Consider the following 22,394-nt stretch of genomic DNA (forward strand, 5'->3'; position numbering starts at 1 on the left):
GATACCATGACTAGAACTTTGAGTGAACTACCTCTCCAGATATTCTTGGCACAATTCTGGATCTAAATCCCCCCTTAGGCAAGCGGTTTCGATATCAAGTAAGAACCCAGTCCCACGATAAAAACAAACTAGTTCACTTTTATCTTGGGCTTCTTCATATAGTCGAATATCTCCCCCAATCCCGCTTATAATTGCTTTGATATTTCCTTCAGAATATGGATACGGATAAGTATAAGGCAAGCTGAAATCTTTGGCAGTTATGTTAATTTGCAAATTACGATACATGCAGATATCACTCGAGAAATTAATTATTTTTACATACCTTTGTCCCGTTTTATCCTTATAAAATTCTAGTGTAAATGCATCTGCTCTTATAGAACAATTTGGATTAAGACCAGTTACTTCAAACTCAAAATAATCTTCATCACCCGGATCCAAGAATGTTTTGTGTTGTAAATGAGTTCTCTTAGTCTCATTGATTATACCCTCCATCTTATAGTCTATCATTATATTTTCTAGAGTTTTTGTACCATTATTTTTCACGTTCACTCTAATTATATAATTTCCATTTGGTGCAGACATAGGGTATGGTAGTGGGTCTATTTTCAAACTCACCTTAGGTGGATTGAAAAAATTTTTAATAGGGTCTGTTATTGGCTGAACAATTACGATATCAGTTACTTCAGTGAAAATATTTGTTATCACAATTAGAATGATAGCCCATACAAACCTTTTGGCCCATACAACCTTTTTTGTTGGTGTTTTATCCTTTAACATATAAGTAACTCAATAATTTTAACTCATACCGAACCTTAAGCTTAACTAATTTTAGAATTAACGAAGATAAAAAGCTTTAACCATAGGATATATCATCTTCAAAAAGGATGTCCTTTGCCATACTATTTTCCCAAACTGACTATCCAATTACTAATCCTCTCATTGAACTCCCAGACCACGTCCTACTTCTTGGACTTGGGATACAAACTCAAGACTCTCAGCCCAGTAATCCACCGATCACGCCCCCAACGAGACCGATTGCTCCGATAATCACCATTAAAGCTACACCAAGTCCGCCCATTATCGCACCTGCAAAGGGGATAATAGATGCAAGTACAGCTGCCATTATGAAAAAGGGCATGGCTGAAATGACGCCCAAGAGAAAGCCAACCCCAGCACCGCCGCTAGCACCACCCTTGCACATGATGCCTGCAATCATACCACCGATAAACACTGAGATGAAAGGCGTTAAGAAGATGCCGAGAATAATCGTTAGCAAAATGCCTATTATGGCAGGTCCGAAGTATTTGGGCATTTTATCACCTCTTTAATTGTGGATAGTTTATGTTATCGCCTATTAATTCTATCCTTTAAATGGGTAGGATATTGCTTTCCTTTTATTATTAAAGTGATTTGAGTTGTTCCGTATACCCATACTTTTTCAAAATGTCTGGCTCTGTTACTTTCTCCTTATACCCACAATGTTCCTCATCTTCACAGACCCACCACAGTACACCATTGACATCTCGGAGATACATGTTGTAACCACATGGTGGACATATTTTAGATTCTGTAAAGTTTTTAGTTGTAGTTTTTGATGGCGGCGTTGGCTCTGCTACTGGTCTTGGTGTAGGTGTTGGGGTTGGTGTAGGAGTAGGTGTAGGCCTAGTTGTAGGCGTTGGAGCTGGAGCGGGCTCTCCAGGTGATACACATCCTGAAAAGCCCATAGTTGCCATAGCTCCTGCAAGTGCGAGGGACTTGAGGAACTCGCGCCTTCCCATCTTCATAGTTCCCATTACATATTGTCCAACATATCATATAAAGTTTTCACGAATCTGGTATCTCCAGCGTTTTTCTTCCTGTTATCCTTGCCTTTATCCTGTGTTCTCTTCCCAACTGAAACCCACGTCCTTTCATCTCAAACCTTTGACCATATAGGGCCCATCAAGCTCATATCCTAACTTTCGATAGTAATCGCGCACCCCAACGCCACTGGTGATGGCAATTTTATCAAACCCATTATCCTTTGTTATATTCTCTGCCTCACTCAGCAGCTCCTTGCCATACCCCCGGTGCTGCCATCCATCCTTTCTTGAGCCAATGGGAACCATGGGACCATAGACGTGTAATTCCCTTACAAGTGCTGCATGGCTTAACTCGGGTCTATGAGGATTATCAGGGAACCTGAGTCTCAGGAAACCTATCAATATGTCCTTTTTAACATCCTCGATTGATATGAAATGCTCAACACCACCGCATGCATCATATCTTTCTGTCAACGATGTTATGTTCTCCACGTCTGGCTCGGTCCCCTTAAGCAGTGCATGTCCAACTTCCCTGCAACGTATGCACTGGCACTTTTTGCCCGATTGTCTCAGCCTGTCTGCCGCTAACTGCCTGATATTGCTCTTGGTCACTCCTGCCAGTATATGTTGTACTGGAATATCCCGCTGGATTCTCTGCAGCCTTACCCATCTGGGTAAAAAGGATTTCACCTCGGCGAGCAGCTCCACTGCATCTTCATTCGTAAGTGGCACGTATTCGCCATTTTTCCACATATCGTGCAATCGCGTTCCATTCACGATCAGCGTGGGATATATCTTCAGGTAGTCTGGCTTAAATTCAGAGTCAGTGAATACGCGGCGAAACATCTTTAAATCGTCATCAAGAGAAGAGCCGGGCAAACCAGGCATCATGTGAAAGCCCACTTTGAGCCCACTATCCCTTAGCAGGGCATTAGCCAGGATGGCATCCTCAACTGTATGACCCCTTTGTATTCTTCTCAGCACAAAATCATGGGTGCTTTGAATGCCTAATTCGACCTTTGTTCCACCAAGCTTCAACATTAGATCGATGTGCTCCTTTTTCGACCAATCTGGACGCGTCTCAAAGGTGATCCCTACGTTCCTTACACCGGCATTCTCGTTGGCCTTTTGCACCTCTTTGAGCGGAATTGAAGCCTTTCGTTTATTTTTATTTTTATTTTCATTTGCAAAGTCGTTCATCGCCTCTAAACAACGGCGGACGAACCACTCCTGATAGCGGAGTGATCTGGCGGTGAACGTGCCGCCCATGACGATCAACTCTGCTTTATCGAGAGGGTGGCCGATCTGTTTCAGTTGAGTGAGACGAGCCGTCGCTTGGCGATAGGGATCGTAGTCTTGCTGGATTGCTCGTAAAGCAGCGGGCTCATAGCCGGTATAACTTTGCGGGGAACGAAATGAGGACGTAGGCCCCCCAGGACATGGAACACATGATCCATGGGGGCATTTATGGGGCGAGGACATCACAGCTATGACAGCAACGCCTGATATCGTCCGAATCGGTTTAATTTGAGCCAATCTTCTGACGAGGCCCTGCTCATCATCAGTGGAAACTGCCAGTATGTCTGAGTTCTTCGGTATCTTGGACAAGTTGTACCTTTGCACAACCGCCTTCTTGGCATTGTTTAGTTCATCAGAAGAAGTGATATCCTCGGCCAATATCATCTCCACTAATTCCCTGCATGCAGATTTAACGTCTTCAATCATCAATACTCTGGCCCATCCATTTTTCCCAATGTTCTATCTTCTCACCCAATCTTGGGGGTGCCATCGGCGCCTCATCAGGGTACCCTACCAATACTAGCGCAATAGGTCGCACATGCTCTGGCAAACTTAACAAAGAGGATACTTCCCGCTCATCAAAAGCCCCCACCCAACAGGTTCCCAGGCCAAGAGAGTACGCAGCAAGAAGGATGTTCATCACCGATGCAGTTGCGTCCTGGATGGCATAAAGAGCACTTCTAGCCTTATACCTCATTTCTGAACGCTCCAGATTGGCACACACGACGATCGTGATCGGTGCCTCCCTTAGAAATTCTTGTTTCAGCGCCGCCCTTGCCAACTTTTCCCTCTCCTCCTCCGAGGACACGACGATGAATTCTCTCGCCTGTAGATTTCCTGCTGAGGGCGCCATTTGCGCAGAATGCAGTAACATTTTAATATCTGATTTGCTTACTTTCTCCCCCTTGAACTTGCGTATCGATCTTCGATTTTCTATTGCTTCCATACAGTCCTCCATAAACATCACCTTTTTTAGCTATCTCTTATACTTTGGCCATAAATCTTTAAGGGTTAACAGGTTTATATGGCGTAGATCGATATGAGAATTACAATGGACCTAGAGTTAAAAGATACGCCTGGCCAACTAGTGTTAGCTCTCCAGCCCATCTCTGACTTTGAGGGCAACATCGTCTCTGTTGTGCACCATAGAGACAAGAAAACCCCGCGGGGCATGATTCCCGTACAAGTAGCCTTTGATATCGAAGGGGAAAAAGTGAGTGGCCTTATCAACAAATTAAAGAGCATCGGTATCATAGTCGCACGGGTTGATGAGGAAAGACTGCGCGAGAGTAGAGTGGGAATATTAATCGGGCACATCGTTCACTCGGATATTAGGGATACCATAGACCAGATCGATGCCACAGGATATGCAGAGGTAGTGGATCTCGCAATGTCCATGCCTGGAATAGATCAAAGATCATCTGCAAGACTGGTGATAAATGCCACTGGGAAAAGGGAAATGGAATATGCGGTGGAATTGCTCAGGAACATCGCGCGCGAAAAAGATTTGCTATTAATCGAGCCCATTTAGGGGGTCTCTGATGAAAAAAATACGCCTCTCAATAATCGGATTTGGAGTTATAGGAAGTGGTGTTGCAAAGGTCATTTCGAAAAAAAGAGATTACATAAAGCACAGACATGGAATCGATCTTGAGCTAGTGGGAATTGGCGAACGTAATGGAGGCATTGCTTGTGAAGAGGGTGTCGATCCCACGGAAGCCTATAATTTGGCGAAAACAAAAGAAATGGAAAAGCACCCCTGCTGGAAAGAGGGGATGATCGGTATTAACGTCATTAAAGAAGTGAATGCAGACATCGTAATAGAGACAACTCCAACGAACATCGATTCTGGGGAGCCCGGTCTGAGCCATATGATGACTGCTTTTAAAAATAAAAGGCATGTAGTCACATCCAATAAAGGACCATTAGCCGTAGCATACAAAGAACTAATAAAAGCTGCTGAGGAAAATGATGTTCAGTTTAGATTTGAGGCTTCGGTGGGCGGAGCTATGCCGGTATTCAATCTTGTACGAGAATGCCTTCAAGCAAATAAGGTACTCAGCATCAAGGGCATCTTGAACGGAACGTGCAATTATATACTAACAAGGATGTCCACTGAAGGAATGTCATACGAGCACGCCCTATCTGAGGCTCAAGAACTGGGGATTGCAGAGACGAATCCAAGCTATGATGTCGAAGGAATGGATACTGCATGCAAGCTCGTAATTCTCGCAAATGAGATCCTCGGCATGGACAGCACTTACAAGGACGTCGAAATAGAGGGTATAACGGGGATCACCATAGAGTCGCTAAAACTGGCATCTGACAAAGGGTATACCATAAAGCTGATCGGTGAAGTAGAGGCGGAAAAATTAAGAGTTGCACCACGTTTAGTCCCAAAAGATCATCCTCTGGCTGTCAGAGGAACCCTCAATGTAATGTCTCTAAATACAGACCTGGCAGGAGAGATCACCATAACTGGCAAGGGTGCTGGCGCCATCGAAACGTCGAGCTCCATATTGAGCGATGTGATAAATATCGCGAAACGTTGAGATGAAAGATAGGTAGATAGATAAATAGTGCTTATGAGCCTCAAAGAGTTGGGGGCTTATTTGAGCCAGCTAAATCTAGGTTGACGGGCTATGAAATTATAAAAAAAGTGTTCAAATTGGATTAGAGGGTTACAATATGAAAGTTATAGACCTCTATGGAAACTCACCCATTTACTCACTTGAAGTCTTCCCGCCGAGAAATGGGGAGCCTATCGATAGGGTATTTGGCACAATAGAGCCTTTAAAGGAATTTAAACCAGCGTACATCAGCGTAACTTGTGGTGCGAGCGGGACTCCGCGTGGTGGGACGGTACCAATAGCAGCAAAAATCAAGAGAGAATATGGAATAGAAAGCGTGGTCCATCTTACATGCTCAGACAAATCAAAACAAGACATAGAGAATTTGTTGATGGATGTGAAATATGAAGGGATCGAAAATATACTCGCCCTAAGGGGTGACCCCCATCAAGGAGAGGAGACGTTCAAGCCCCATGAAAAGGGGCACACATATGCCTCGGGATTTGTAGAACAGATCAGTTTGATGAACAAAGGAAAATATCTGACGGAGGTTGAAGGCGCATATAGGCAAGGCTTGCCCACAAATTTTTGCATAAGTGTGGCTGGTTATCCGGAAGGTCACCCGGAGTGCTCGGACAAGAAAAAGGATTTGGAGCATTTAAAAATAAAAGTTGACAAAGGTGCAGACTACATAATAACCCAAATGTTTTTTGATGTGAACCATTACCTGAAATTCGTGAAAAGTGCGGAAGGCATCGGCATAGATGTGCCCATAATTCCAGGCGTAATGCCCCTAGAAGAGTATTCTCAGATTATATGTATGTTACAAAAAATGAAAATAAGCATACCCAGAGCTTTCATGGAAAAACTCGAAAAGAACAAATCCGATAAGCATGCCGTGCAAAAAATCTGTACAGAACATACAGTAGACCTTTGTAAAACCCTGATAAAAGAGGGCGCACCAGGAATACATTTTTATACTATGAATCGACCGGAAAGCACACGTAGAATTCTGCAACAGATTTGATATTTTTACAGTTTAAGTTCTAGTAATCCAACTCCCAGAGAATTTACCCTAAAAATCTGGGGATGGTAACTTTTAGGCCTTTTTGATATATTGATCTGAATAGTAGATGTCAATGTGGTGTAGAATTGAATTTTTGAGGATTTAATCGCCCAACTTTTTAGGTGACGTTAATGTTGGGACCCGGGTCACAAAAAGATAAAATCCAATGCCAAGGAGTTTATACAATATCTTTTTCCTGTGGGTTCAGGGCCGTCATCAAAAATATGCCCAAGGTGGCTTTCACATTTTTTGCAAATAACTTCAATTCTGTGCATGCCATGACTGTCATCCCGCCTGAGCGCAACTGCACCTTCCTTGGAATCATAGAAGCTTGGCCATCCGCAGCTGGATTCAAATTTGGTGTCTGACGAAAACAGCTCATTCCCACATGCAGCGCAAACATATCTGCCCTTTTCGTCAAATTTAACATATTCTCCACTAAAAGGCGGCTCTGTTCCTTTTTCCCTGAGGATGTGGTAACTCTCAGGGTCAAGCTTCTTTTTCCAGTATTCTTCTGTCCCTTTTACCATTTTGTCTATATTTTACTTATTAGACTTGGTATATATACAATTTTAAAGATATGTGTAAAGCAACAAAATTAAAAGATGCGATAAGTAGCACAGCAAGAGATCAGATAAGATCTATTATGGCCTGAGCTGGTTATTAGTGCATGCTGCGATGGTGTAATATTGGGTGCGGGCGCAACGTACAAATCTGATCTAGATAATCGAAATTGGGGGGATGTTGTTAATTCAATATCCATCCAAAAAAATAGGTGGGATGGATTGTCCTATTTCTGTAATCCCATCAACAATTTTTTTAATATCCTCATAGTCGATCAGCTCGATTTTTGCATCTCATGTGAACTACGGAGTCCATCGAAAAAATGAAGGAATAAGATACTAGTGCGCATAGTTGCTAGGTTAGATACTAGTATTAGACCCATTATCCCCTCTCCTTCTAGGAAGCCTGATACTAACTAGCATTGCAAAACCTGCGGATCGCACAGCCATAACAGGTCACCAAAAATTGAGATTTTGTACATGTTTGGCATTATAAGTAGTAATCCTTGTGTGATGCGGCATAAGTTGAACAAAAAGAACCAGCGCTAAGAGCACCGTGTGCTGCTCCAGCAGTATCAACTTCTGATTGCAGTTTCTGGACTTTTAATGTTCAATCAAAAAATATTTTTGAGCCCATCTGCTGACCATTCGTCAACATATTCTATTTGCCCACTGGTGATGGGGGGTTATTGGGTATATTGCTGATACAAGACACCTAATTTCAAAAAATGCTTTACAGACCTTTGTTTAAATATAATATATATCTGTGTTTTACAAAAGCATAACTGTTAAATAAAAGACGTGGATATTACCCTAAAAGGTGAGGTTAAGGTGGATCTATCTATAATCGTACCAATAAGCGGATTGATATCGCTGGTGTTTGCAGCATACCTAGTTTTTAAAATAAGTCGTCAAAGCTCAGGTAATAAAAAAATGCAGGAAATAAGTAACGCTATAAGAGAAGGAGCTATGGCTTTTCTGAATAGTGAAAACAAGATACTTGTTGTATTTATTACAGGAGTCTCAACGCTTCTCTATGCACTTTCGCTTGTTTCTGGTAGTAATATGCATTGGGGTACTACAGTTGCGTTTATTATCGGTGCCATCCTGTCCATCCTTTCCGGAAACATAGGGATGCGTATAGCAACGCTTGCCAATGCTAAAACAGCTGAGGGATCAAAAGAAAGTATAAACAAAGGATTGTCTGTTGCTTTCTCCAGCGGAGCTGTAATGGGCATTACCGTTGTTGGACTTGGCGTGCTTGGTGTATGGGGGATGTATATGCTGTTTACTAACCTAATACCAGCCCCATATACATGTAATCCGGGACAGGCTACCACCATACTGTTTGGCTTCAGTTTTGGTGCTTCATCAGTAGCACTGTTTGCCAGAGTGGGCGGCGGGATATATACAAAATCTGCTGATGTGGGGGCAGATCTTGTTGGAAAAGTCGAAGAAAACATACCTGAGGATGACCCAAGAAATCCAGCTGTTATCGCTGATCTAGTTGGTGACAACGTTGGTGATGTAGCCGGTATGGGTGCGGATCTGTACGAATCTTATGTTGAATCGATAATTGCTCCAATGGCTTTAGCTGCAATAGCCGGAGGATTTGCCATTACAACTTATGGATCAAATGCGATAATATTACCATTGATTATAGCTGCCTTAGGTATTTTTGCATCGATTATTGGGATATTTTTTGTTCGAACGGGTAAAGAATCAAATGTTTACTCTGCTATGAGAAATGGGTTATTTGCCAGTGCCATTTTAGTTACAGTTTTAGGCGGAATGGCGACATGGTATTTGCTTGATGGTGAGCTGAAACCGTACTACGCCATGCTAGCAGGATTGATAGCAGGAATTATCATAGGATTAAATACTGAGTATTTTGCTTCAGAGAAACAGAAACCTGTCAGGCAAATTGCTGAAGCATCTAAAACAGGTCCAGCAACCGTCGTTATTCAAGGCCTAGTTACTGGTATGACGAGTACAATTGTTCCCGTGGTATCAGTTGTTGCTGCGATGGTTATTGCATACTACTTCGCCGAGTTTTATGGCGTAGCTATTTCAGCAGTTGGTATGCTTAGCATCCTTGGTATGTCGCTTGCAACAGATTGTTATGGGCCAGTTGCTGATAATGCAGCAGGTATTGCCGAGATGTCTGGAATGGGGCAGGATGTGAGAGAGCGAGCTGAAACCTTAGATGCCGTAGGTAACACGACTGCTGCCATGGGTAAAGGTTTTGCAATAGGTTCAGCAGCTATCACGGCATTAGCACTAATTGCTACCTTCATCGTCTCCTTAAAGCTTTACTACACTGGACCTGAAATCGAAGAATTGCTTTCCTTAGGTGGCAAATACAGTCCATATCTTGTATCAGGCGTATTCATCGGGGCGTTACTACCTTTCGTATTTGTCGCGTTAACGATGGGTGCAGTAGGTAAAGCTGCCCATAAAATGGTAGAAGAAGTACGCTACCAGTTCAAAGAATTTCACCTATTAACTGATCCAAAAGCAAAACCCGATTATACCCGCTGCGTCAGTATCAGTACAAAACGAGCGTTACAAGCAATGATTCTCCCTGGATTAATGGCGGTTAGCGTTCCTATCATTGTGGGGATGGTCTTTGGGCCGGCAGGGCTTGCTGGGTTACTCCTCGGGTCGATTGCCACAGGGTTCCTTCTCGCTATATTCTTAGCAAATGCCGGCGGTGCTTGGGACAATGCAAAGAAATACATAGAGGCGGGAAACCTTGGGGGTAAGGGATCACTAGCGCATAAGGCCGCAGTTATAGGAGATACAGTAGGGGACCCATGTAAAGATACCTCGGGCCCAGCTCTCAATATTCTAATAAAACTCATGTCAGTTGTATCATTGGTGTTTCTACCGTTGATAGTTTATTTCCACAGCTAAATAATCGAAACTGCAGTCTATGAGGGAGTATAAAATAAAAAAAGGTTATAACCCAGAGGTAAGTGCTATTATCAAACTCTTCTTTGGATTTGGGCATAACATCGCGATTTAAAGAAGTCGTGCTTAGCGCTTATGAGGAGGGTGCAACCCATCTGAACCTCATGATCTTTGTCATATTTCCCGAAGGAGTAAGCTGTGGTGCAACTATGCCGAGGGAAAATGCCGAATTGCAACAGGCCGTAGTTTTTTTGGCAGCCCCATATGTTAGATTAAAACAAAACAAAAAACAACATGTAAATCAGAGTGTTCACCACTGTCATTGGGATACCAATCTTTGCGAATTCTAGAAAAGTTATCGTTTCTCCGGATCTCTTTTCTGCATTTTGAATTATTATAACATTACTAGCAGCACCAAGTATGAGGAAATTGCCAGCTATTGTGCTGCCTGCAGCTAATGCTATCATCTCTTTTGTTGTTGCGCCTGCATGAGAGAGCATTGGCAGATATAGTGCCACCAAAGGCACGTTTGATATTAACTGGCTTAGTAAAACGCCTACAGCAAATATCATCGGAATGGAAAGGATGTTTACATTCAAAGTGGTTATTGCTGACTGGAAAAATCCTGTGTTCCAGACACTTTCCGTTAATACAAACATCGCAGCAAAAAATACCAATGTTTGCCAATCAACTTTTTTGATTATAGAAATTCTTTTTCTGCCAAATGCTAAAATGGGCAGTGCTGATATCAGCGTGATATAAACTAATTTAAGGTCCATCTGGATATTCAAAAATGCAATCGCAATTTTGATAAATATTAGGATCAGCAACAAAACAAGGGATATTTTGGATAAAATGGCGAGTTTAGGGTCCTTTATAGGCTCTTTGGAGTGGTTCAAAGAATCATTGTTAAATTGCCCTTTGTAAACAATTTTTATTAGGAAGAAAGCGGCCAAAAGATTGAGGATTGTTGGCACCAATAGATGTCGCAAGAATGTCAGAAAAGGATTGTTGATATTACCTTGGGTAGCTATGAGAAAATTCTGCGGGTTCCCAATTGGGCTCATAACACTACCAATTGTTATCGCAAATGCTAACACGATCAAAAGAGCTTTTGGATTCATATCATGCTTTTTTGCGAGATGTAAAACCATTGGCGTTCCTATAATGGCCAAAGTATCGTTCATTAGAAGTGCTGAAACAAATCCCATTCCAAATAAAATGAGTAATAGCATCTGGTTCATATTTTTGGCCCTTTTAAATATTTCATAGGATAAGTGAGAAAGATAACCGCTCTCTTCAAGTGCAACACCTATGACAAACATACTAAACAAGAAAAGCATTACATCTACGTTTATTGATTTTAAAGCATCAGTCGGGGAAATTTGGCCCGTTATTAAGACAGCTATAGCCCCAAAAAGCATTATTTGCCATATCTTTAATTTAATATTGCCCACTTGCCTAATGGCAATGAGCATAAAAACAACAGCTAAAACTATTATTGGGATCGTCATAACACTTGCAATGCTTAAGTTACTTTATATTATTAAATTTAATTAGCAGATGAGGACTAGCAATTGAGTTTAACTCCTTATACATGAATATAAGCTGCATATCTCTTCAAATTGGTTTTATACCCGACTATTTCTTCGTTTTCGTTTGTTGAGAGAAATAAAACAAAGAGTAAATTAGAAAGAAAAAACTAGATATTAATAGGGTTTAGATAATGCCAGATAGAACGTGATAAACAAAAATTTAAAAAAGTAGATTGAGATAAAATAAAAGGAAGGACTAAAATCGAAGTTTTGATGTAGTTAATTTGGCAGAAAAGGTAAAAAGAGAGAGAACAATAAGTATCCTACTCAAGCCTGCCGCTTCCAGAGATGCATTGGTGACTAACCTAGGTGGCGAAATGCTTATAATAGGTCGGGCCAGCTTGAGTTAGTGGCAGAGATAAATGGACTGATACAAGGAGGCGGTGGAGGAGAGGGGGATTAGTTGGTGTTTGTAGATGGTATTGGGACGTTCAGTTGAAATTCGGTTGATTGTTCATGGAATCAAACTTGAAGAGGTATACAAAGGTCAACTATTTGCCGTCAAGAAATGTGAGGTTACCTCCTCGGGGAAGTCAATGCCGAATTGTGTTCAAATTAACTACAAAGACAGCATAAAAGCTGACCCTTCTGTCAATGAGCAACAGTATATCAACAGGGAAATTCCAAGAGCTGTAGACTTATTTACACAATCTATGTCGCTACTGTTAAGATTTCCATCACATCTAATTAGCTACAAAGCAAAGTTGGACGGCGTTGCTGTGGAGCCTGAAATACAGCAATATAGACCGAATTTGTATAACCTTGCTGATATGTTCAATCGGGGTAGATTTACACCAAGTGGACTTTCAATATCACCACCCAGAGATTTCTGGGGACTTCTGGAGAATGTCATCTCCAGTTACCGCCAAAAATCAAACGACGTAGGCAGGCGCCTTGCTCTGTCGTTACGCTGGTTTAAGAAGGGAAGCGATGAGCTTAATAGTTCTGACCGACTGGTGGCTTTCTGGATATCATTCAATGCCCTTTATGCAAACCGTGAGATTAGGAGTGGTGAACAGAGATCTATTGAGAAGTATATATGCACCAATATGGATTCAGAAATGGCACAGCATTATGCCAAATCCAATAGAAATAACCTTGAAACTCTATCTCAGTTGCCAACAGAAAAATTACCAATACTACTGCGAAGGAGAAGCCAGGAGATTGAAGTTACAAAATGCTTGGATGCTTTGCTTGAAGCTAACTCGCCAAATTACATAGAGGTTGTCAAGAAAACGGCATTGGTCATTTACGCTATCAGAAATAATCTGTTCCACGGCAATTATGACCCAGTTTCAGAAGATGCTCAAAAGCACGTAGCAACTGCAGAAGTCCTGCTTTCATCTCTGGTAAGGGAATTACTAGTCAAGGAAATGACAGGAAAACCGCTCCCTAAAACAATTGTTTTCCCTGAAACTTTAAAAATTTAAAGAGAACTCTCCTGCTTCCTAACACCCCCATATTGAAGAAGCTTCCAAAAAAAAGCGTTTTAATTATGTTATGCTAGCCCCTGTATTCAATCTCCAGTGGCTTCGGTGGCAAGGGGAACAGGCTCTTGAACTTTTCTGGGTCTTCTGCCGCCTCTTTTAGTCGCTTTTTTGTCAGGTCTAGAAAATCTTCGAGGTATAACTTTTCTGTGGCCTTCTTTACATCCCTCGCCAAGTCCCTTATTTCGTCAATATCTTCTGCCAGTTTCTTATAGTTACAAGCGCTTTCAACCTTACAATGATGTTTGATTTTGTTTAACAAAGCTAGATATTTATTGACTTCGTCTCTATCCAAGGACCTCAACTGTGCTTCAAATGACTCTTTAAGTTCTTCTGTCTTGGTTTCAAGAGAGACAAATATCGGTTTTATTCCCTCCCTCGTAGGAAATATCAAAGGAAAGTTCTCCAGATACGCAGAATACGCAAGGTCTAAGCTCTCTAAAGCATCTCTGCTGTAGAAGACTTTTTTGTCTCGATCCGTAGAGTTCTGGCACATGGAACAGTATCTCTCAAACCTCTCTATCGCGTTATAAAACTCTATCAAGCCCTTAAAGGGCGTTTCTGTCGTTACCTCAAGTGTCATACCCCTCACTACTCTTCTTTTTTGGAGATGTCTTTTTCGACGATGCTCTCCAGTAGGAAGTACTTCTCAGCATAAGCCCTCAACTCCTCATCTGAGATGCATGAAACCCTGCTTTCATCATCATATAATTTTTGAATGTCGCTTTTGATGCTTTGTATGCGAGGATCGTTTTTATCTATGGACAAATCCAGATGCATTAATTCCCTCAACGTCTCCTCTACCTTGTAGCGTATTACTTCATTCCCGGAGGAATCCCCTATCATCAGCTGCCGTTTCCCGCCGACGAGTTCTGGAGGAAATGGCTCATATGTAAATGGATTTTTGATGATCCCTGCGGTGTGAATCCCACTCTCATGGGCGAATACGTTTTTTCCAACGATGGCTTTGTTCCTTGGCACCCTTATCCCTATTTCATTTTCCATGTACTCTGCAAATTTGACAAGGCTCGCAGGGTTATATTTTTGAAAACCCCCCACCCTGCATATCAAAAAAATCAACAGCTTCTCAATCTCAGTGTTGCCAGCCCTCTCGCCAATTCCCAGAAAAGTCAAGTTCGACCAATTAGCGCCATACCAATACCCTGCCAAAGTATTGGTCAATCCAAGCCCGAAATCATCGTGAACATGGGTCTCTATGTCTTTGGCGCCTAGGTCCTTAAGCAGTTTGATCATTTTTGGGATGCCGTAGGGGAGGTCTACTTCAGGAAAAGGCAGCCCATAATTCAACGTGTCACAAACCCTTATAAGCGCATCTGGTGCTATCTCCAATATCTTCTTAACAAATGGAGTGACAAATCCATCGAAATCCGCTCTGGTTATATCCTCAAGATGACATCTCACTCTCAAACCATGATCAATCGCATATTGCAAAGCGTTAAGATACTTTTTCTCAGCTTCCTCTCTGCTGTTAAGACCCATCTTGTCAAATATGTGTACATCAGAGACTGACATCAATATACCTGTCTCTTCTATGCCCTCCATGCTTATAATCAGGTCTATATCTTTTGGAACCGCCCTTGCCCATCCGGTAACCTCCGGGAGATCATACCCCCTGTCCAGCATATCCCTTACTGCACTTCTGTCACGCTCATTGTACAGGAATACCTCCACCTTCTCTATCCCGATATCATGCAAGTAATCGTATATACACAATTTATGGGACTTTTTAAGCACGATACCAGGCATCTGGGCCCCATCCCTTAGCGTGCTGTCAGAGACCTTAATCTCTTGACCCAATGGCAGTTTTATCTTGGGCATATCCTCATATGTTCGATACATCGCTTCTATAATCCATGGGAATACACATAAAGTTAACTAAGGGCAGTGCCCATACCATGCCACCATGAAAAAAATAGTGATCCTCCGACTAGGGCACAGAATAAATCGAGACCAACGGATGACCACACATGTTGCCCTAACTGCAAGAGCGCTTGGCGCTGATGGAATGCTGCTCGCTTCCAGCGACAAATCAATAGAGCAAAAAATAAGCGATGTAACCAAGCGATGGGGAGGAGAGTTCTATGTTCAAAGTGACGTAAAATGGAGAACAGAAATCAAAAAATGGAAAGAAGGCGGTGGGAAGGTTTGTCACTTGACCATGTATGGTATTAACTTAGGGGAGGAGATCGATGCCATTCGCGATGCAGAAAATCTCATGGTTATCGTTGGGGCGGAGAAAGTTCCAGCCGAGGTTTTTAACATGGCAGACTGGAATATCGCAATAACCAATCAACCACACTCGGAGGTGGCTGCCTTGGCGATTTTCATGGATCACCTGCAGAAAGGGGAAGAGCTCAGAAAAGAGTTTAAAGGCGGAAGGCTCCAAATCGTAGCAAGAAGAGTGGGCAAAGAGGTCAAGGGAATCAAAAATTTAAAGACTCTGTAAAACAAATATGTTATGATAAATTTGCTAACACCAAACAATGTCATTATTGGATTTTTAAACCAACTGATAGGGGAAGAAGGCATTAGGGTTATCACAAATCTCCCCGAAGGTGAGGTAACCGACGAGAAGATCGCAGAGATTACAGGAGTGGAGATACAGATCGTTCGGCGAACATTATACATCTTGTATGAATCTCGCTTGGCCATATACAGAAGAGAGAGAAATAAGGAGAGCGGATGGCTAACCTATTTATGGAAAGTAGATTTACATGAAATCGATGTGGTCCTAGAAGTCGAAATGAGAAAATTATACGTCAATCTCCAAAAACGCTTGGAGTTTGAAAGAAATAACGTTTTTTATATTTGTGACGAGGGACATAGGGCTTTGTTTGATTCGGCAACTGAGGAAAATTTTAGGTGCCTAAATTGTGGAAAAGTTCTCAGATATCAAGACAATGGTGAACTCATAAATGCTCTTGAGGAAAGGATTGGGAAAATACAGGCTGTTTTAGGATGACACGGATGAATACAAAAAGCACAATTGATCTGTTGAGGGAGGTAAACTGCCCCCAAAGCGTGATTGATCACTGTATCGCAGTCGCGGAACTTGCGAGCAAGATGGCGGAACATTGCGATGCAGATAAAGAGATCGTACTCATTGGTGCTTTACTTCATGACATTGGATACGCCAGATCGAATGGCATCAAGCATGCATTGGTTGGCGCTGAGATCGCAAGGGAGTTGAGTCTTGATGGCCGCATCGTAGACATAATTGAACGCCACATTGGGGCAGGAATACCAAGTGATGAAGCAGATGCACTGGGCTTACCCAAAAAAGATTATATGCCAAAAAGGCTTGAGGAAAAGATTGTTGCACATGCAGACAATCTGATTCAACATACAACACAAATCACGATCGATGAGGCTATCTCAGTTTTGCAGCGCAAATTAGGAAAAGATCATCCAGCCATTGAAAGAGTGAAGCGACTTCATGCCGAGTTGGAAGAGATATGTGGATTAAGAGACCTATTGGCAAGTGATAATTAGCCTATTTTAAAGAAAGCCCAGAAATTTGATTATATAGGAACTATATTTGATGAGCTATTGATTTATTACTCAATAATAAGAAGATATATAATTGGTAATTCCAATGGTAGCAGATCCAGCATGGTTTCCTTCGGCTGCAATGCAAACTGTAGGTGCGATGTATGCGATATTCGTCGCCGTCTATGTTTTATTTATACAAAGAGGACAAGAGTTGGGGAAGAGGATATCCAAAGCCTCAGTTAAACTTTTTTTATTTTTTATCGTGTTTAGTTTTAATTACAATTTGTATAAATGCACTTGTTCTTTGGGATCTCTGTGTAGATGACCCTGTGGATATGCAAATCCTTTATATACCGGGTGTTTTCACATTTTTGCTCTCAATTACATACCTCATTGGTTTTACCATGCGTTTGTGCAAAACTATTACAAAAGCAAAGTAATGACAGTAAAAGAATAACCCATCTTCTTGCATTGAATTTAACTAAATAGCGACACTAATAATCAGTAATCCCAAAGATCAAATCCCACAAAATCTAGTAAGAATCTTTTATAGGGTAACTTGCATATGAATAGTCATAAACCCTTCATAATTAAAGGGAGGGTAAGGACAATGGCAGAGCTTAAAAAATGCAAAACGTGTGGAAAGGAAGTATCCAAAACAGCTCCCTTGTGCCCTCACTGCGGAGAGAGCTTACCAGGGCTACATATAAAGTGTCCGATTTGTGGCTCTATGAGCATCTCGATTGGTCAAAAAGGATTTAGCCTTGGCAAGGCTGCTGCAGGAGGAATCCTGCTGGGGCCCGTGGGGTTATTGGGGGGCCTGATCGGCAGGAAAAAAATAGAAATCATATGCCAAGAATGTGAATATAAGTGGGCATCAAGTCTAAAAGATTTCGCATAGCTCCACCTTTTGATGGCGTCTGGCAGAAGATAGGGTACCACAGCCCTAGCGAAAGTTCCAGTCGGAGAATGATTTTTTATTGCTAGGAACCAAATAGAACTTCAATGAAGATTGGAAAAAGGGTTCTAACACTGCTTTGTTGCATTTGGATATTGGTAGTTCTCTACCCAAATCCTGCTTTAGTACCACTAAATGTTTATAGAGTGTGGAATCCACCTTTGGATCCAATAGCTGTAAGAGATATTAGCAAACAACTACCAAACAATGCAATTTTGGTGGATGAATTCATCAGCAGCGAACTCAAATATGATTATGATTGGAAAGTTTACAGCGTACCTTGGTACTTTCCAACTCCTGCAGAAGTATGGGAAAAAGGCGAAGGGGACTGTAAGGGCAGATCGATTCTCTTCGCCAGCATTTTGGAAGAAAAAGGTATTGATTACGAAATTCATTTTTCACCCATTCACTTCTGGGTCGACTATGAGGGAAAGCAAATAGGGGCGTTTGAAGAAAAGTATGAGATGGGTCGACCGCACCCCTATGAAGAAATTTTGGAGAGATGGGCCGAATGCTTGTGGCACCCGATGCCTCTTGGCAGAAAAATCCTGCTATTTGCAGGTCTAGCATGCATAATTTCAGCGAATAAGATCATTGCAATCGGTTTTTGGCTCAAAAAAAGAAAGCCGATTAAGTTATAAGTGAGAGAGAAGTATTAGAGGAGTGGATATTGCATAAATGAATCTAATCTAAGCCAAGATATCAAAATACCTTCCTATCAAGAGAAATACAAGAGAGCGTAAATTTGAAAAGAGTTATTCCAATATTAAAGCTCCTGATAAACATAGATCGTTTAAATTTCAACAAAAAAAGCCCTTCCAAACTTGTGATAACATATAAAAGCGCTAACTATAGTGAAGATCAAAGATAAAATCCAAATAATAAGTAATCTTTTTGGAAAAACGACTTTACCAATTTCCAATGCATGTTTTAACAAATCGTAAGAAATCATAAGAAGAATTCCATAAGATGTTGTAAAAATGAAAAACATGAAAACAATAAAAGGAGATAATATTACCTCTGCATTCGCTTTCGCTGTAATACCAATCGTTTCATACACTGTTACGTTGTAAATTGCCATATTTGTCTCCCCATTCAACCTTCGTAATTAATCTCTTTTTTCTGAGTTCACATAGATACTAAGTAAGTCAATCGTAAAAACTTTTACTTTAAGGTTGACTCTACTATTTCCTCTAACCCCAAAGTTCACTTACCAATCTTTTGCGGGCATAGGCGAGAAGAGATTTTTGATGGTCTTTGATGATAATTCAGAGTCTTGCATACCGATATTCGTCTGTCACCCTCAAACCCTTAAATATAAGCTTAATCAAGTGCTTAACACCTACTATTTGATTGCACTTCTGGCGGTAAGTAAGCCAACTTCATAGAACAGAAGCATCGGAAGTGCGATCATCATCTGAGAAAGCACGTCTGGTGGTGTTATGATCGCCGCTACTATGAACACGATTACTATTCCGTGTTTTCGATGCTCTCGAAGGTTTTGATAGCTGACCACACCAAATCGCACCAGTAGAGGAAGTACTATGGGCAATTCAAAGGTCAAGCCAAAGACTACGGTCATCATTGTGGCGAAAATGGTCCATGACTCTAAAGACCAAGTGCTTGTTGCCCCACCACTCATTGCAAGTGCGTTCAGAAAGCTGAGAAGGATAGGGAGCATGATAAAGTGAGAATAGGCGACGCCCAGGAAGAATAGGATTGGGGCTAAAACAGCCACCAATACGATGAACGGTTCGATGATGAACGGTTTCTCTGCCTCAAACCGATTTTCTATATTATATCTATTCTCTCCGCCTATTGATCCACCAATAACGCCGCCAATGAGACCGAGCACTCCACTAATCACCATTAAAAGCACTCCGATAATCACCATTAAAACTACACCAAGTTCACCTATTATTGCACCTACTATTGTACCTACAAAGGGAATAATAAGTGCGAGTACACACACCATTATGAAAAAGGATGGTATCGCTAAAATGATGCCCAATAGAAAGCCAACTTTAGCACCGCCACTAGCACCCCCCTTGCACATGATACCTGCAATCAAACCGCCGATAATAATTGAGAGGAAAGGCGTTATAAAGATGCTGAGAACAATCGTTACTAAACTACCTATCATAACAGGTCCGAGGTGTTTTGTCATTTCTTTAGCATCTCCTTTCATTTTTGATAGTCCATGTTACGCCTATTAATTCAACCCTCTAAATATATGTTACCCCCTTCTGGTTCTGCTAAAAAGGTGGTGGATGAGAGGTCTTATTCCCATAGGTTACCACACCAATATTTTCACGCCTCCTCTATCTCCAACGTCTTTCTCCCCGTTATCTTTACCTTTATCCTTGTGTTCTCGTCCCATCCGAAGCCTCTCACAATGTCCATGGGCAGAGTAACCATATAACTTGATCCGACTTTTAGGATTTTTCTGTCTTTCATGTTTTAATAATTGTTTAAATAAAGATTAAAGGTTTGGTTATATAGGGTGTTAAAAATGGGAATTAATATTTATGATTTCTGTGGTTAATCTTCATAATTTAGGGTTTTTTATCAGACCACGCAAAAATCTCTGAGCCTCTTAATGGCATGGTACCTATCTTTATTGTCCAATTTAGCACCTTCTATCGCATCTTCCAGCGTCTTGATTGAAGTATCGTAGACCTCTCTATTGACTGGATAGGGAAAACCATCTTTGCCTCCATGTGCGAAGCTATATTTGACCGGGTCTTTCCAGCTCGGATTTGTGCCATAGATAATATCAGAGATCAGAGCCAGAGCCCTTATTTTCTTTGGCCCCATTCCTTTCAGATAAACTAGTTCCTCATAGTTTTCTGGCTGTATCTCGTATGCTTTCTTGAGCACCTCCATTTCCCTTTTGCTAAGATCTATGGCAAGTATGGGATGATGGGCTGGCATGGATAGCTCTGCAAATTCTTTTAGCTGTTTCTGCTTTGCCGGCTGTAGGTATTTCATCAAGTTCTCAGGATCATCTCTGATCAAATCAAGGCTTACTTCCCTCGTATTTTTACTATCTCTGGATGTCAGATCCAGTACAGACTCCTCCCGCCTGTCACTACAAATCCCAACATGGGGCTCTTCCACAAAGCTCTCAACTGAGTCGGAAAGCCAGTGATATCGCCTTGCATACCGCTCGTTCATACCCTGTTGTATTACCACCCACTCTCCCCTCTCCGTAAAAATAAAGCAATGGTGATAGAGTTGGTACCCATCCTGGATACAGTTATTGTCGACCTTGGCAGACATCCTGCTAGAGTACTTTAGCTTTTCGACCTCGCTTGTAGATAAAGCAAACAAATCTGCCGCCTCCTCGATCTCAGCAAGCGTCTTCCTCGATGTTCGGCCCTTTCCGCCAGCAACCTTCAGACCGTATTCTTCAGGATCTATCGCAACCTTCAGAGCACCGCATACTGTGGTCGTAGTACCTGAGGAATGCCAGTCAAATCCCAGAACGCAAGAAAATGCTTGGAACCAATAGGGCTCAGAAACTCTTCTTAAAAATTCCTCCTGACCATATTCGTAGATGAGAATTTCGGTAATACTACCAGCCAATTTCACCATTCTGTCGAACAACCATCGGGGGGCTTTTCCCCCATGCAAAGGTAGATTAACGATTCCAGTACGCTTCATTTACATACTTACTCATTACTTTATCAGACTAAATCAACGATAAACCTTGCCAGTTCTATGCTTCTCTCTAAAGATCCCATCATTATGTCAGTCTTCAACACACTAACACCAGGCAGCATGCAATCCTCCTTCCTGTCAACCACCAGCACATCCAGGAAATCAGCATAGCATTGTGCAATGCCAACAGATGATATCTCATAGCCCATCGCATTCATTAGCTTTGCAGCAGGACCGCTCACTGGTTTACCCTCAATGATGGGGGATATGGCGATGACCTTCTTTTTTTGCAGAATTGATTTTATGCCTTTCAATCCCAAGATTGGTCCGATACTTGTGATTGGATTGGATGGACCGATGATCACAGAATCCTCACACCTTAGCGCGTTCATCACCTCTGGTGTCGGCTCTGCTTTATCAAGGCCGTCAAATCTGACACCCAACACTTTTGGTTTTCCTTGGCGTTTTATCCAGAAATCTTGGAAATGCATCTCTCCTTCCGGTGTAAGAATCATAGTAGCCACAGGGTCATCGCTCATCGGCAATATCCTTGCATCAATTCTAAATGAGCGTCTGAGTTCATCTATGGACTGAGTCAGTGTGAAACCGTCTCTAAGAAGCTCAGAACGGAGGATGTGCACCGCCCTATCTTGGTCTCCTAGCTTCATAAGCTCATGAAAGCCCAACTTCTTCAGAGATTCGTGTGTATAAAAGGTATCACCTTTTATTCCCCACCACTTGTCCTCGTCGATCAGGTCTGTGAACGTATATAAAACCGTATCGATGTCTGGACAAACCAGGTTGCCTGAAACCCACATGTCTTCTGCGGTGTTCACAACCACAGCTAGGCTCTCTTCTGGTATTATGCTCTTTAAGCCTGACAACAATTTGGGAGTTCCGGTTCCACCAGATAGAATGATCATGATTTTGTTTATTTAGATCGATGTGCTACTTCTACCATAAAA

The 22,394-nt window shown here is 41.8% G+C and carries 24 protein-coding genes; 10 read left to right on the top strand and 14 right to left on the bottom strand.

Annotation, left to right across the window (positions count from 1 at the left end; genetic code table 11):
* Positions 1-27: 27 nt before the first annotated feature.
* From PHI74_02865 to PHI74_02885, 5 genes are all read right to left on the bottom strand, one after another.
* The gene (locus tag PHI74_02865) at positions 28-777 is read right to left on the bottom strand and encodes a hypothetical protein (GenBank protein ID MDD5484953.1); all 750 of its coding nucleotides are present in this window, start codon (positions 775-777) and stop codon (positions 28-30) included.
* 217 nt (positions 778-994) lie between these two features.
* On the bottom strand, positions 995-1,312 hold the full coding sequence (locus PHI74_02870; GenBank protein ID MDD5484954.1) for a DUF5518 domain-containing protein: 318 nt from the start codon (positions 1,310-1,312) through the stop codon (positions 995-997).
* A gap of 88 nt (positions 1,313-1,400) precedes the next feature.
* Entirely contained in the window at positions 1,401-1,784 is a 384-nt protein-coding gene (locus PHI74_02875) for a twin-arginine translocation signal domain-containing protein (protein MDD5484955.1), read from the bottom strand.
* A 126-nt stretch (positions 1,785-1,910) separates the two neighbouring features.
* The gene (locus PHI74_02880; protein MDD5484956.1) at positions 1,911-3,527 is read right to left on the bottom strand and encodes a tRNA uridine(34) 5-carboxymethylaminomethyl modification radical SAM/GNAT enzyme Elp3; all 1,617 of its coding nucleotides are present in this window, start codon (positions 3,525-3,527) and stop codon (positions 1,911-1,913) included.
* Positions 3,520-4,059 (bottom strand): nitroreductase family protein, encoded by a 540-nt coding sequence (locus PHI74_02885; protein ID MDD5484957.1) that lies wholly within the window; start codon positions 4,057-4,059, stop codon positions 3,520-3,522. Before PHI74_02885 ends, PHI74_02880 begins: the two co-directional genes overlap by 8 nt.
* 81 nt (positions 4,060-4,140) lie before the next feature.
* Between PHI74_02885 and PHI74_02890 the strand changes: the two genes are divergently transcribed.
* The 3 genes from PHI74_02890 (at position 4,141) to metF (ending at position 6,698) form a co-directional block, all read left to right on the top strand.
* On the top strand, positions 4,141-4,632 hold the full coding sequence (locus PHI74_02890; protein ID MDD5484958.1) for an amino acid-binding protein: 492 nt from the start codon (positions 4,141-4,143) through the stop codon (positions 4,630-4,632).
* Between the two features lie 10 nt (positions 4,633-4,642).
* Positions 4,643-5,653, top strand: a complete 1,011-nt coding sequence (locus PHI74_02895; GenBank protein ID MDD5484959.1) for a homoserine dehydrogenase — start codon at positions 4,643-4,645, stop codon at positions 5,651-5,653.
* 136 nt (positions 5,654-5,789) lie between these two features.
* Positions 5,790-6,698, top strand: coding sequence for a methylenetetrahydrofolate reductase [NAD(P)H] (metF, locus tag PHI74_02900; GenBank protein MDD5484960.1), 909 nt, complete (start codon positions 5,790-5,792; stop codon positions 6,696-6,698).
* A gap of 185 nt (positions 6,699-6,883) precedes the next feature.
* Here the strand turns inward: metF and msrB are convergent, their stop codons facing one another.
* Positions 6,884-7,267 carry a peptide-methionine (R)-S-oxide reductase MsrB gene (msrB, locus tag PHI74_02905; GenBank protein MDD5484961.1) on the bottom strand — a complete coding sequence of 128 codons (384 nt, stop codon included), beginning with the start codon at positions 7,265-7,267 and terminating at the stop codon, positions 6,884-6,886.
* 864 nt (positions 7,268-8,131) lie between these two features.
* Here msrB and PHI74_02910 point away from each other — a divergent pair.
* Positions 8,132-10,216: a sodium-translocating pyrophosphatase gene (locus tag PHI74_02910; GenBank protein ID MDD5484962.1), complete on the top strand. Its 2,085-nt coding sequence runs from the start codon at positions 8,132-8,134 to the stop codon at positions 10,214-10,216.
* Positions 10,217-10,485: 269 nt separating this feature from the next.
* On the opposite strand, the gene PHI74_02915 is transcribed toward PHI74_02910, so the two are convergent.
* A complete protein-coding gene (locus PHI74_02915; protein MDD5484963.1) occupies positions 10,486-11,727 on the bottom strand; it encodes an anion transporter in 1,242 nt (413 codons plus the stop codon).
* A 497-nt stretch (positions 11,728-12,224) separates the two neighbouring features.
* Here PHI74_02915 and PHI74_02920 point away from each other — a divergent pair, with 497 nt between their 5' ends.
* The gene (locus tag PHI74_02920; protein MDD5484964.1) at positions 12,225-13,238 is read left to right on the top strand and encodes a HEPN domain-containing protein; all 1,014 of its coding nucleotides are present in this window, start codon (positions 12,225-12,227) and stop codon (positions 13,236-13,238) included.
* Positions 13,239-13,311: 73 nt separating this feature from the next.
* On the opposite strand, the gene PHI74_02925 is transcribed toward PHI74_02920, so the two are convergent.
* Positions 13,312-13,878, bottom strand: coding sequence for a hypothetical protein (locus PHI74_02925; GenBank protein MDD5484965.1), 567 nt, complete (start codon positions 13,876-13,878; stop codon positions 13,312-13,314).
* An 8-nt stretch (positions 13,879-13,886) separates the two neighbouring features.
* Complete coding sequence (locus PHI74_02930) at positions 13,887-15,134, bottom strand: isopropylmalate synthase (protein MDD5484966.1); 1,248 nt, start codon at positions 15,132-15,134, stop codon at positions 13,887-13,889.
* Between the two features lie 85 nt (positions 15,135-15,219).
* Between PHI74_02930 and PHI74_02935 the strand changes: the two genes are divergently transcribed.
* From PHI74_02935 to PHI74_02955, 5 genes are all read left to right on the top strand, one after another.
* Complete coding sequence (locus PHI74_02935) at positions 15,220-15,762, top strand: tRNA (cytidine(56)-2'-O)-methyltransferase (protein MDD5484967.1); 543 nt, start codon at positions 15,220-15,222, stop codon at positions 15,760-15,762.
* Positions 15,763-15,774: 12 nt separating this feature from the next.
* Positions 15,775-16,278, top strand: coding sequence for a transcription factor (locus tag PHI74_02940; protein MDD5484968.1), 504 nt, complete (start codon positions 15,775-15,777; stop codon positions 16,276-16,278).
* Positions 16,279-16,283: 5 nt separating this feature from the next.
* A complete protein-coding gene (locus PHI74_02945; GenBank protein ID MDD5484969.1) occupies positions 16,284-16,808 on the top strand; it encodes a TIGR00295 family protein in 525 nt (174 codons plus the stop codon).
* Positions 16,809-17,373: 565 nt separating this feature from the next.
* Positions 17,374-17,709, top strand: coding sequence for a zinc-ribbon domain-containing protein (locus tag PHI74_02950; protein ID MDD5484970.1), 336 nt, complete (start codon positions 17,374-17,376; stop codon positions 17,707-17,709).
* A 104-nt stretch (positions 17,710-17,813) separates the two neighbouring features.
* Complete coding sequence (locus PHI74_02955) at positions 17,814-18,407, top strand: hypothetical protein (protein MDD5484971.1); 594 nt, start codon at positions 17,814-17,816, stop codon at positions 18,405-18,407.
* A gap of 152 nt (positions 18,408-18,559) precedes the next feature.
* On the opposite strand, the gene PHI74_02960 is transcribed toward PHI74_02955, so the two are convergent.
* The 5 genes from PHI74_02960 to cofD form a co-directional block, all read right to left on the bottom strand.
* Entirely contained in the window at positions 18,560-18,847 is a 288-nt protein-coding gene (locus PHI74_02960; protein MDD5484972.1) for a hypothetical protein, read from the bottom strand.
* A gap of 264 nt (positions 18,848-19,111) precedes the next feature.
* The gene (locus PHI74_02965) at positions 19,112-19,954 is read right to left on the bottom strand and encodes a twin-arginine translocase subunit TatC (GenBank protein ID MDD5484973.1); all 843 of its coding nucleotides are present in this window, start codon (positions 19,952-19,954) and stop codon (positions 19,112-19,114) included.
* Between the two features lie 122 nt (positions 19,955-20,076).
* A complete protein-coding gene (locus PHI74_02970) occupies positions 20,077-20,223 on the bottom strand; it encodes an AbrB/MazE/SpoVT family DNA-binding domain-containing protein (GenBank protein ID MDD5484974.1) in 147 nt (48 codons plus the stop codon).
* 111 nt (positions 20,224-20,334) lie between these two features.
* The gene (locus PHI74_02975) at positions 20,335-21,432 is read right to left on the bottom strand and encodes a DUF763 domain-containing protein (protein MDD5484975.1); all 1,098 of its coding nucleotides are present in this window, start codon (positions 21,430-21,432) and stop codon (positions 20,335-20,337) included.
* 23 nt (positions 21,433-21,455) lie between these two features.
* Positions 21,456-22,352 (bottom strand): 2-phospho-L-lactate transferase, encoded by an 897-nt coding sequence (cofD, locus tag PHI74_02980; protein ID MDD5484976.1) that lies wholly within the window; start codon positions 22,350-22,352, stop codon positions 21,456-21,458.
* Positions 22,353-22,394: the final 42 nt, after the last annotated feature.

The organism is Methanocellales archaeon (assembly GCA_028715985.1).
GTDB lineage: Archaea > Halobacteriota > UBA148 > UBA148 > UBA148 > UBA148.

What these genes read in the sequence shown, in the direction of transcription:
- msrB (MDD5484961.1), bottom strand. Translation starts at nt 7,267, where the DNA reads ATGGTAAAAGGGACAGAAGAATACTGGAAAAAGAAGCTTGACCCTGAG.
- PHI74_02920 (MDD5484964.1), top strand. Translation starts at nt 12,225, where the DNA reads ATGGTATTGGGACGTTCAGTTGAAATTCGGTTGATTGTTCATGGAATC.
- PHI74_02895 (MDD5484959.1), top strand. Translation starts at nt 4,643, where the DNA reads ATGAAAAAAATACGCCTCTCAATAATCGGATTTGGAGTTATAGGAAGT.
- PHI74_02865 (MDD5484953.1), bottom strand. Translation starts at nt 777, where the DNA reads ATGTTAAAGGATAAAACACCAACAAAAAAGGTTGTATGGGCCAAAAGG.
- PHI74_02965 (MDD5484973.1), bottom strand. Translation starts at nt 19,954, where the DNA reads ATGAAAGGAGATGCTAAAGAAATGACAAAACACCTCGGACCTGTTATG.
- cofD (MDD5484976.1), bottom strand. Translation starts at nt 22,352, where the DNA reads ATGATCATTCTATCTGGTGGAACCGGAACTCCCAAATTGTTGTCAGGC.
- PHI74_02870 (MDD5484954.1), bottom strand. Translation starts at nt 1,312, where the DNA reads ATGCCCAAATACTTCGGACCTGCCATAATAGGCATTTTGCTAACGATT.
- PHI74_02885 (MDD5484957.1), bottom strand. Translation starts at nt 4,059, where the DNA reads ATGGAGGACTGTATGGAAGCAATAGAAAATCGAAGATCGATACGCAAG.
- PHI74_02915 (MDD5484963.1), bottom strand. Translation starts at nt 11,727, where the DNA reads ATGACGATCCCAATAATAGTTTTAGCTGTTGTTTTTATGCTCATTGCC.
- PHI74_02935 (MDD5484967.1), top strand. Translation starts at nt 15,220, where the DNA reads ATGAAAAAAATAGTGATCCTCCGACTAGGGCACAGAATAAATCGAGAC.
- PHI74_02955 (MDD5484971.1), top strand. Translation starts at nt 17,814, where the DNA reads ATGAAGATTGGAAAAAGGGTTCTAACACTGCTTTGTTGCATTTGGATA.
- PHI74_02960 (MDD5484972.1), bottom strand. Translation starts at nt 18,847, where the DNA reads ATGGCAATTTACAACGTAACAGTGTATGAAACGATTGGTATTACAGCG.
- PHI74_02880 (MDD5484956.1), bottom strand. Translation starts at nt 3,527, where the DNA reads ATGATTGAAGACGTTAAATCTGCATGCAGGGAATTAGTGGAGATGATA.
- PHI74_02970 (MDD5484974.1), bottom strand. Translation starts at nt 20,223, where the DNA reads ATGAAAGACAGAAAAATCCTAAAAGTCGGATCAAGTTATATGGTTACT.
- metF (MDD5484960.1), top strand. Translation starts at nt 5,790, where the DNA reads ATGAAAGTTATAGACCTCTATGGAAACTCACCCATTTACTCACTTGAA.
- PHI74_02945 (MDD5484969.1), top strand. Translation starts at nt 16,284, where the DNA reads ATGAATACAAAAAGCACAATTGATCTGTTGAGGGAGGTAAACTGCCCC.
- PHI74_02940 (MDD5484968.1), top strand. Translation starts at nt 15,775, where the DNA reads ATGATAAATTTGCTAACACCAAACAATGTCATTATTGGATTTTTAAAC.
- PHI74_02950 (MDD5484970.1), top strand. Translation starts at nt 17,374, where the DNA reads ATGAATAGTCATAAACCCTTCATAATTAAAGGGAGGGTAAGGACAATG.
- PHI74_02930 (MDD5484966.1), bottom strand. Translation starts at nt 15,134, where the DNA reads ATGCCCAAGATAAAACTGCCATTGGGTCAAGAGATTAAGGTCTCTGAC.
- PHI74_02925 (MDD5484965.1), bottom strand. Translation starts at nt 13,878, where the DNA reads ATGACACTTGAGGTAACGACAGAAACGCCCTTTAAGGGCTTGATAGAG.
- PHI74_02875 (MDD5484955.1), bottom strand. Translation starts at nt 1,784, where the DNA reads ATGAAGATGGGAAGGCGCGAGTTCCTCAAGTCCCTCGCACTTGCAGGA.
- PHI74_02890 (MDD5484958.1), top strand. Translation starts at nt 4,141, where the DNA reads ATGAGAATTACAATGGACCTAGAGTTAAAAGATACGCCTGGCCAACTA.
- PHI74_02975 (MDD5484975.1), bottom strand. Translation starts at nt 21,432, where the DNA reads ATGAAGCGTACTGGAATCGTTAATCTACCTTTGCATGGGGGAAAAGCC.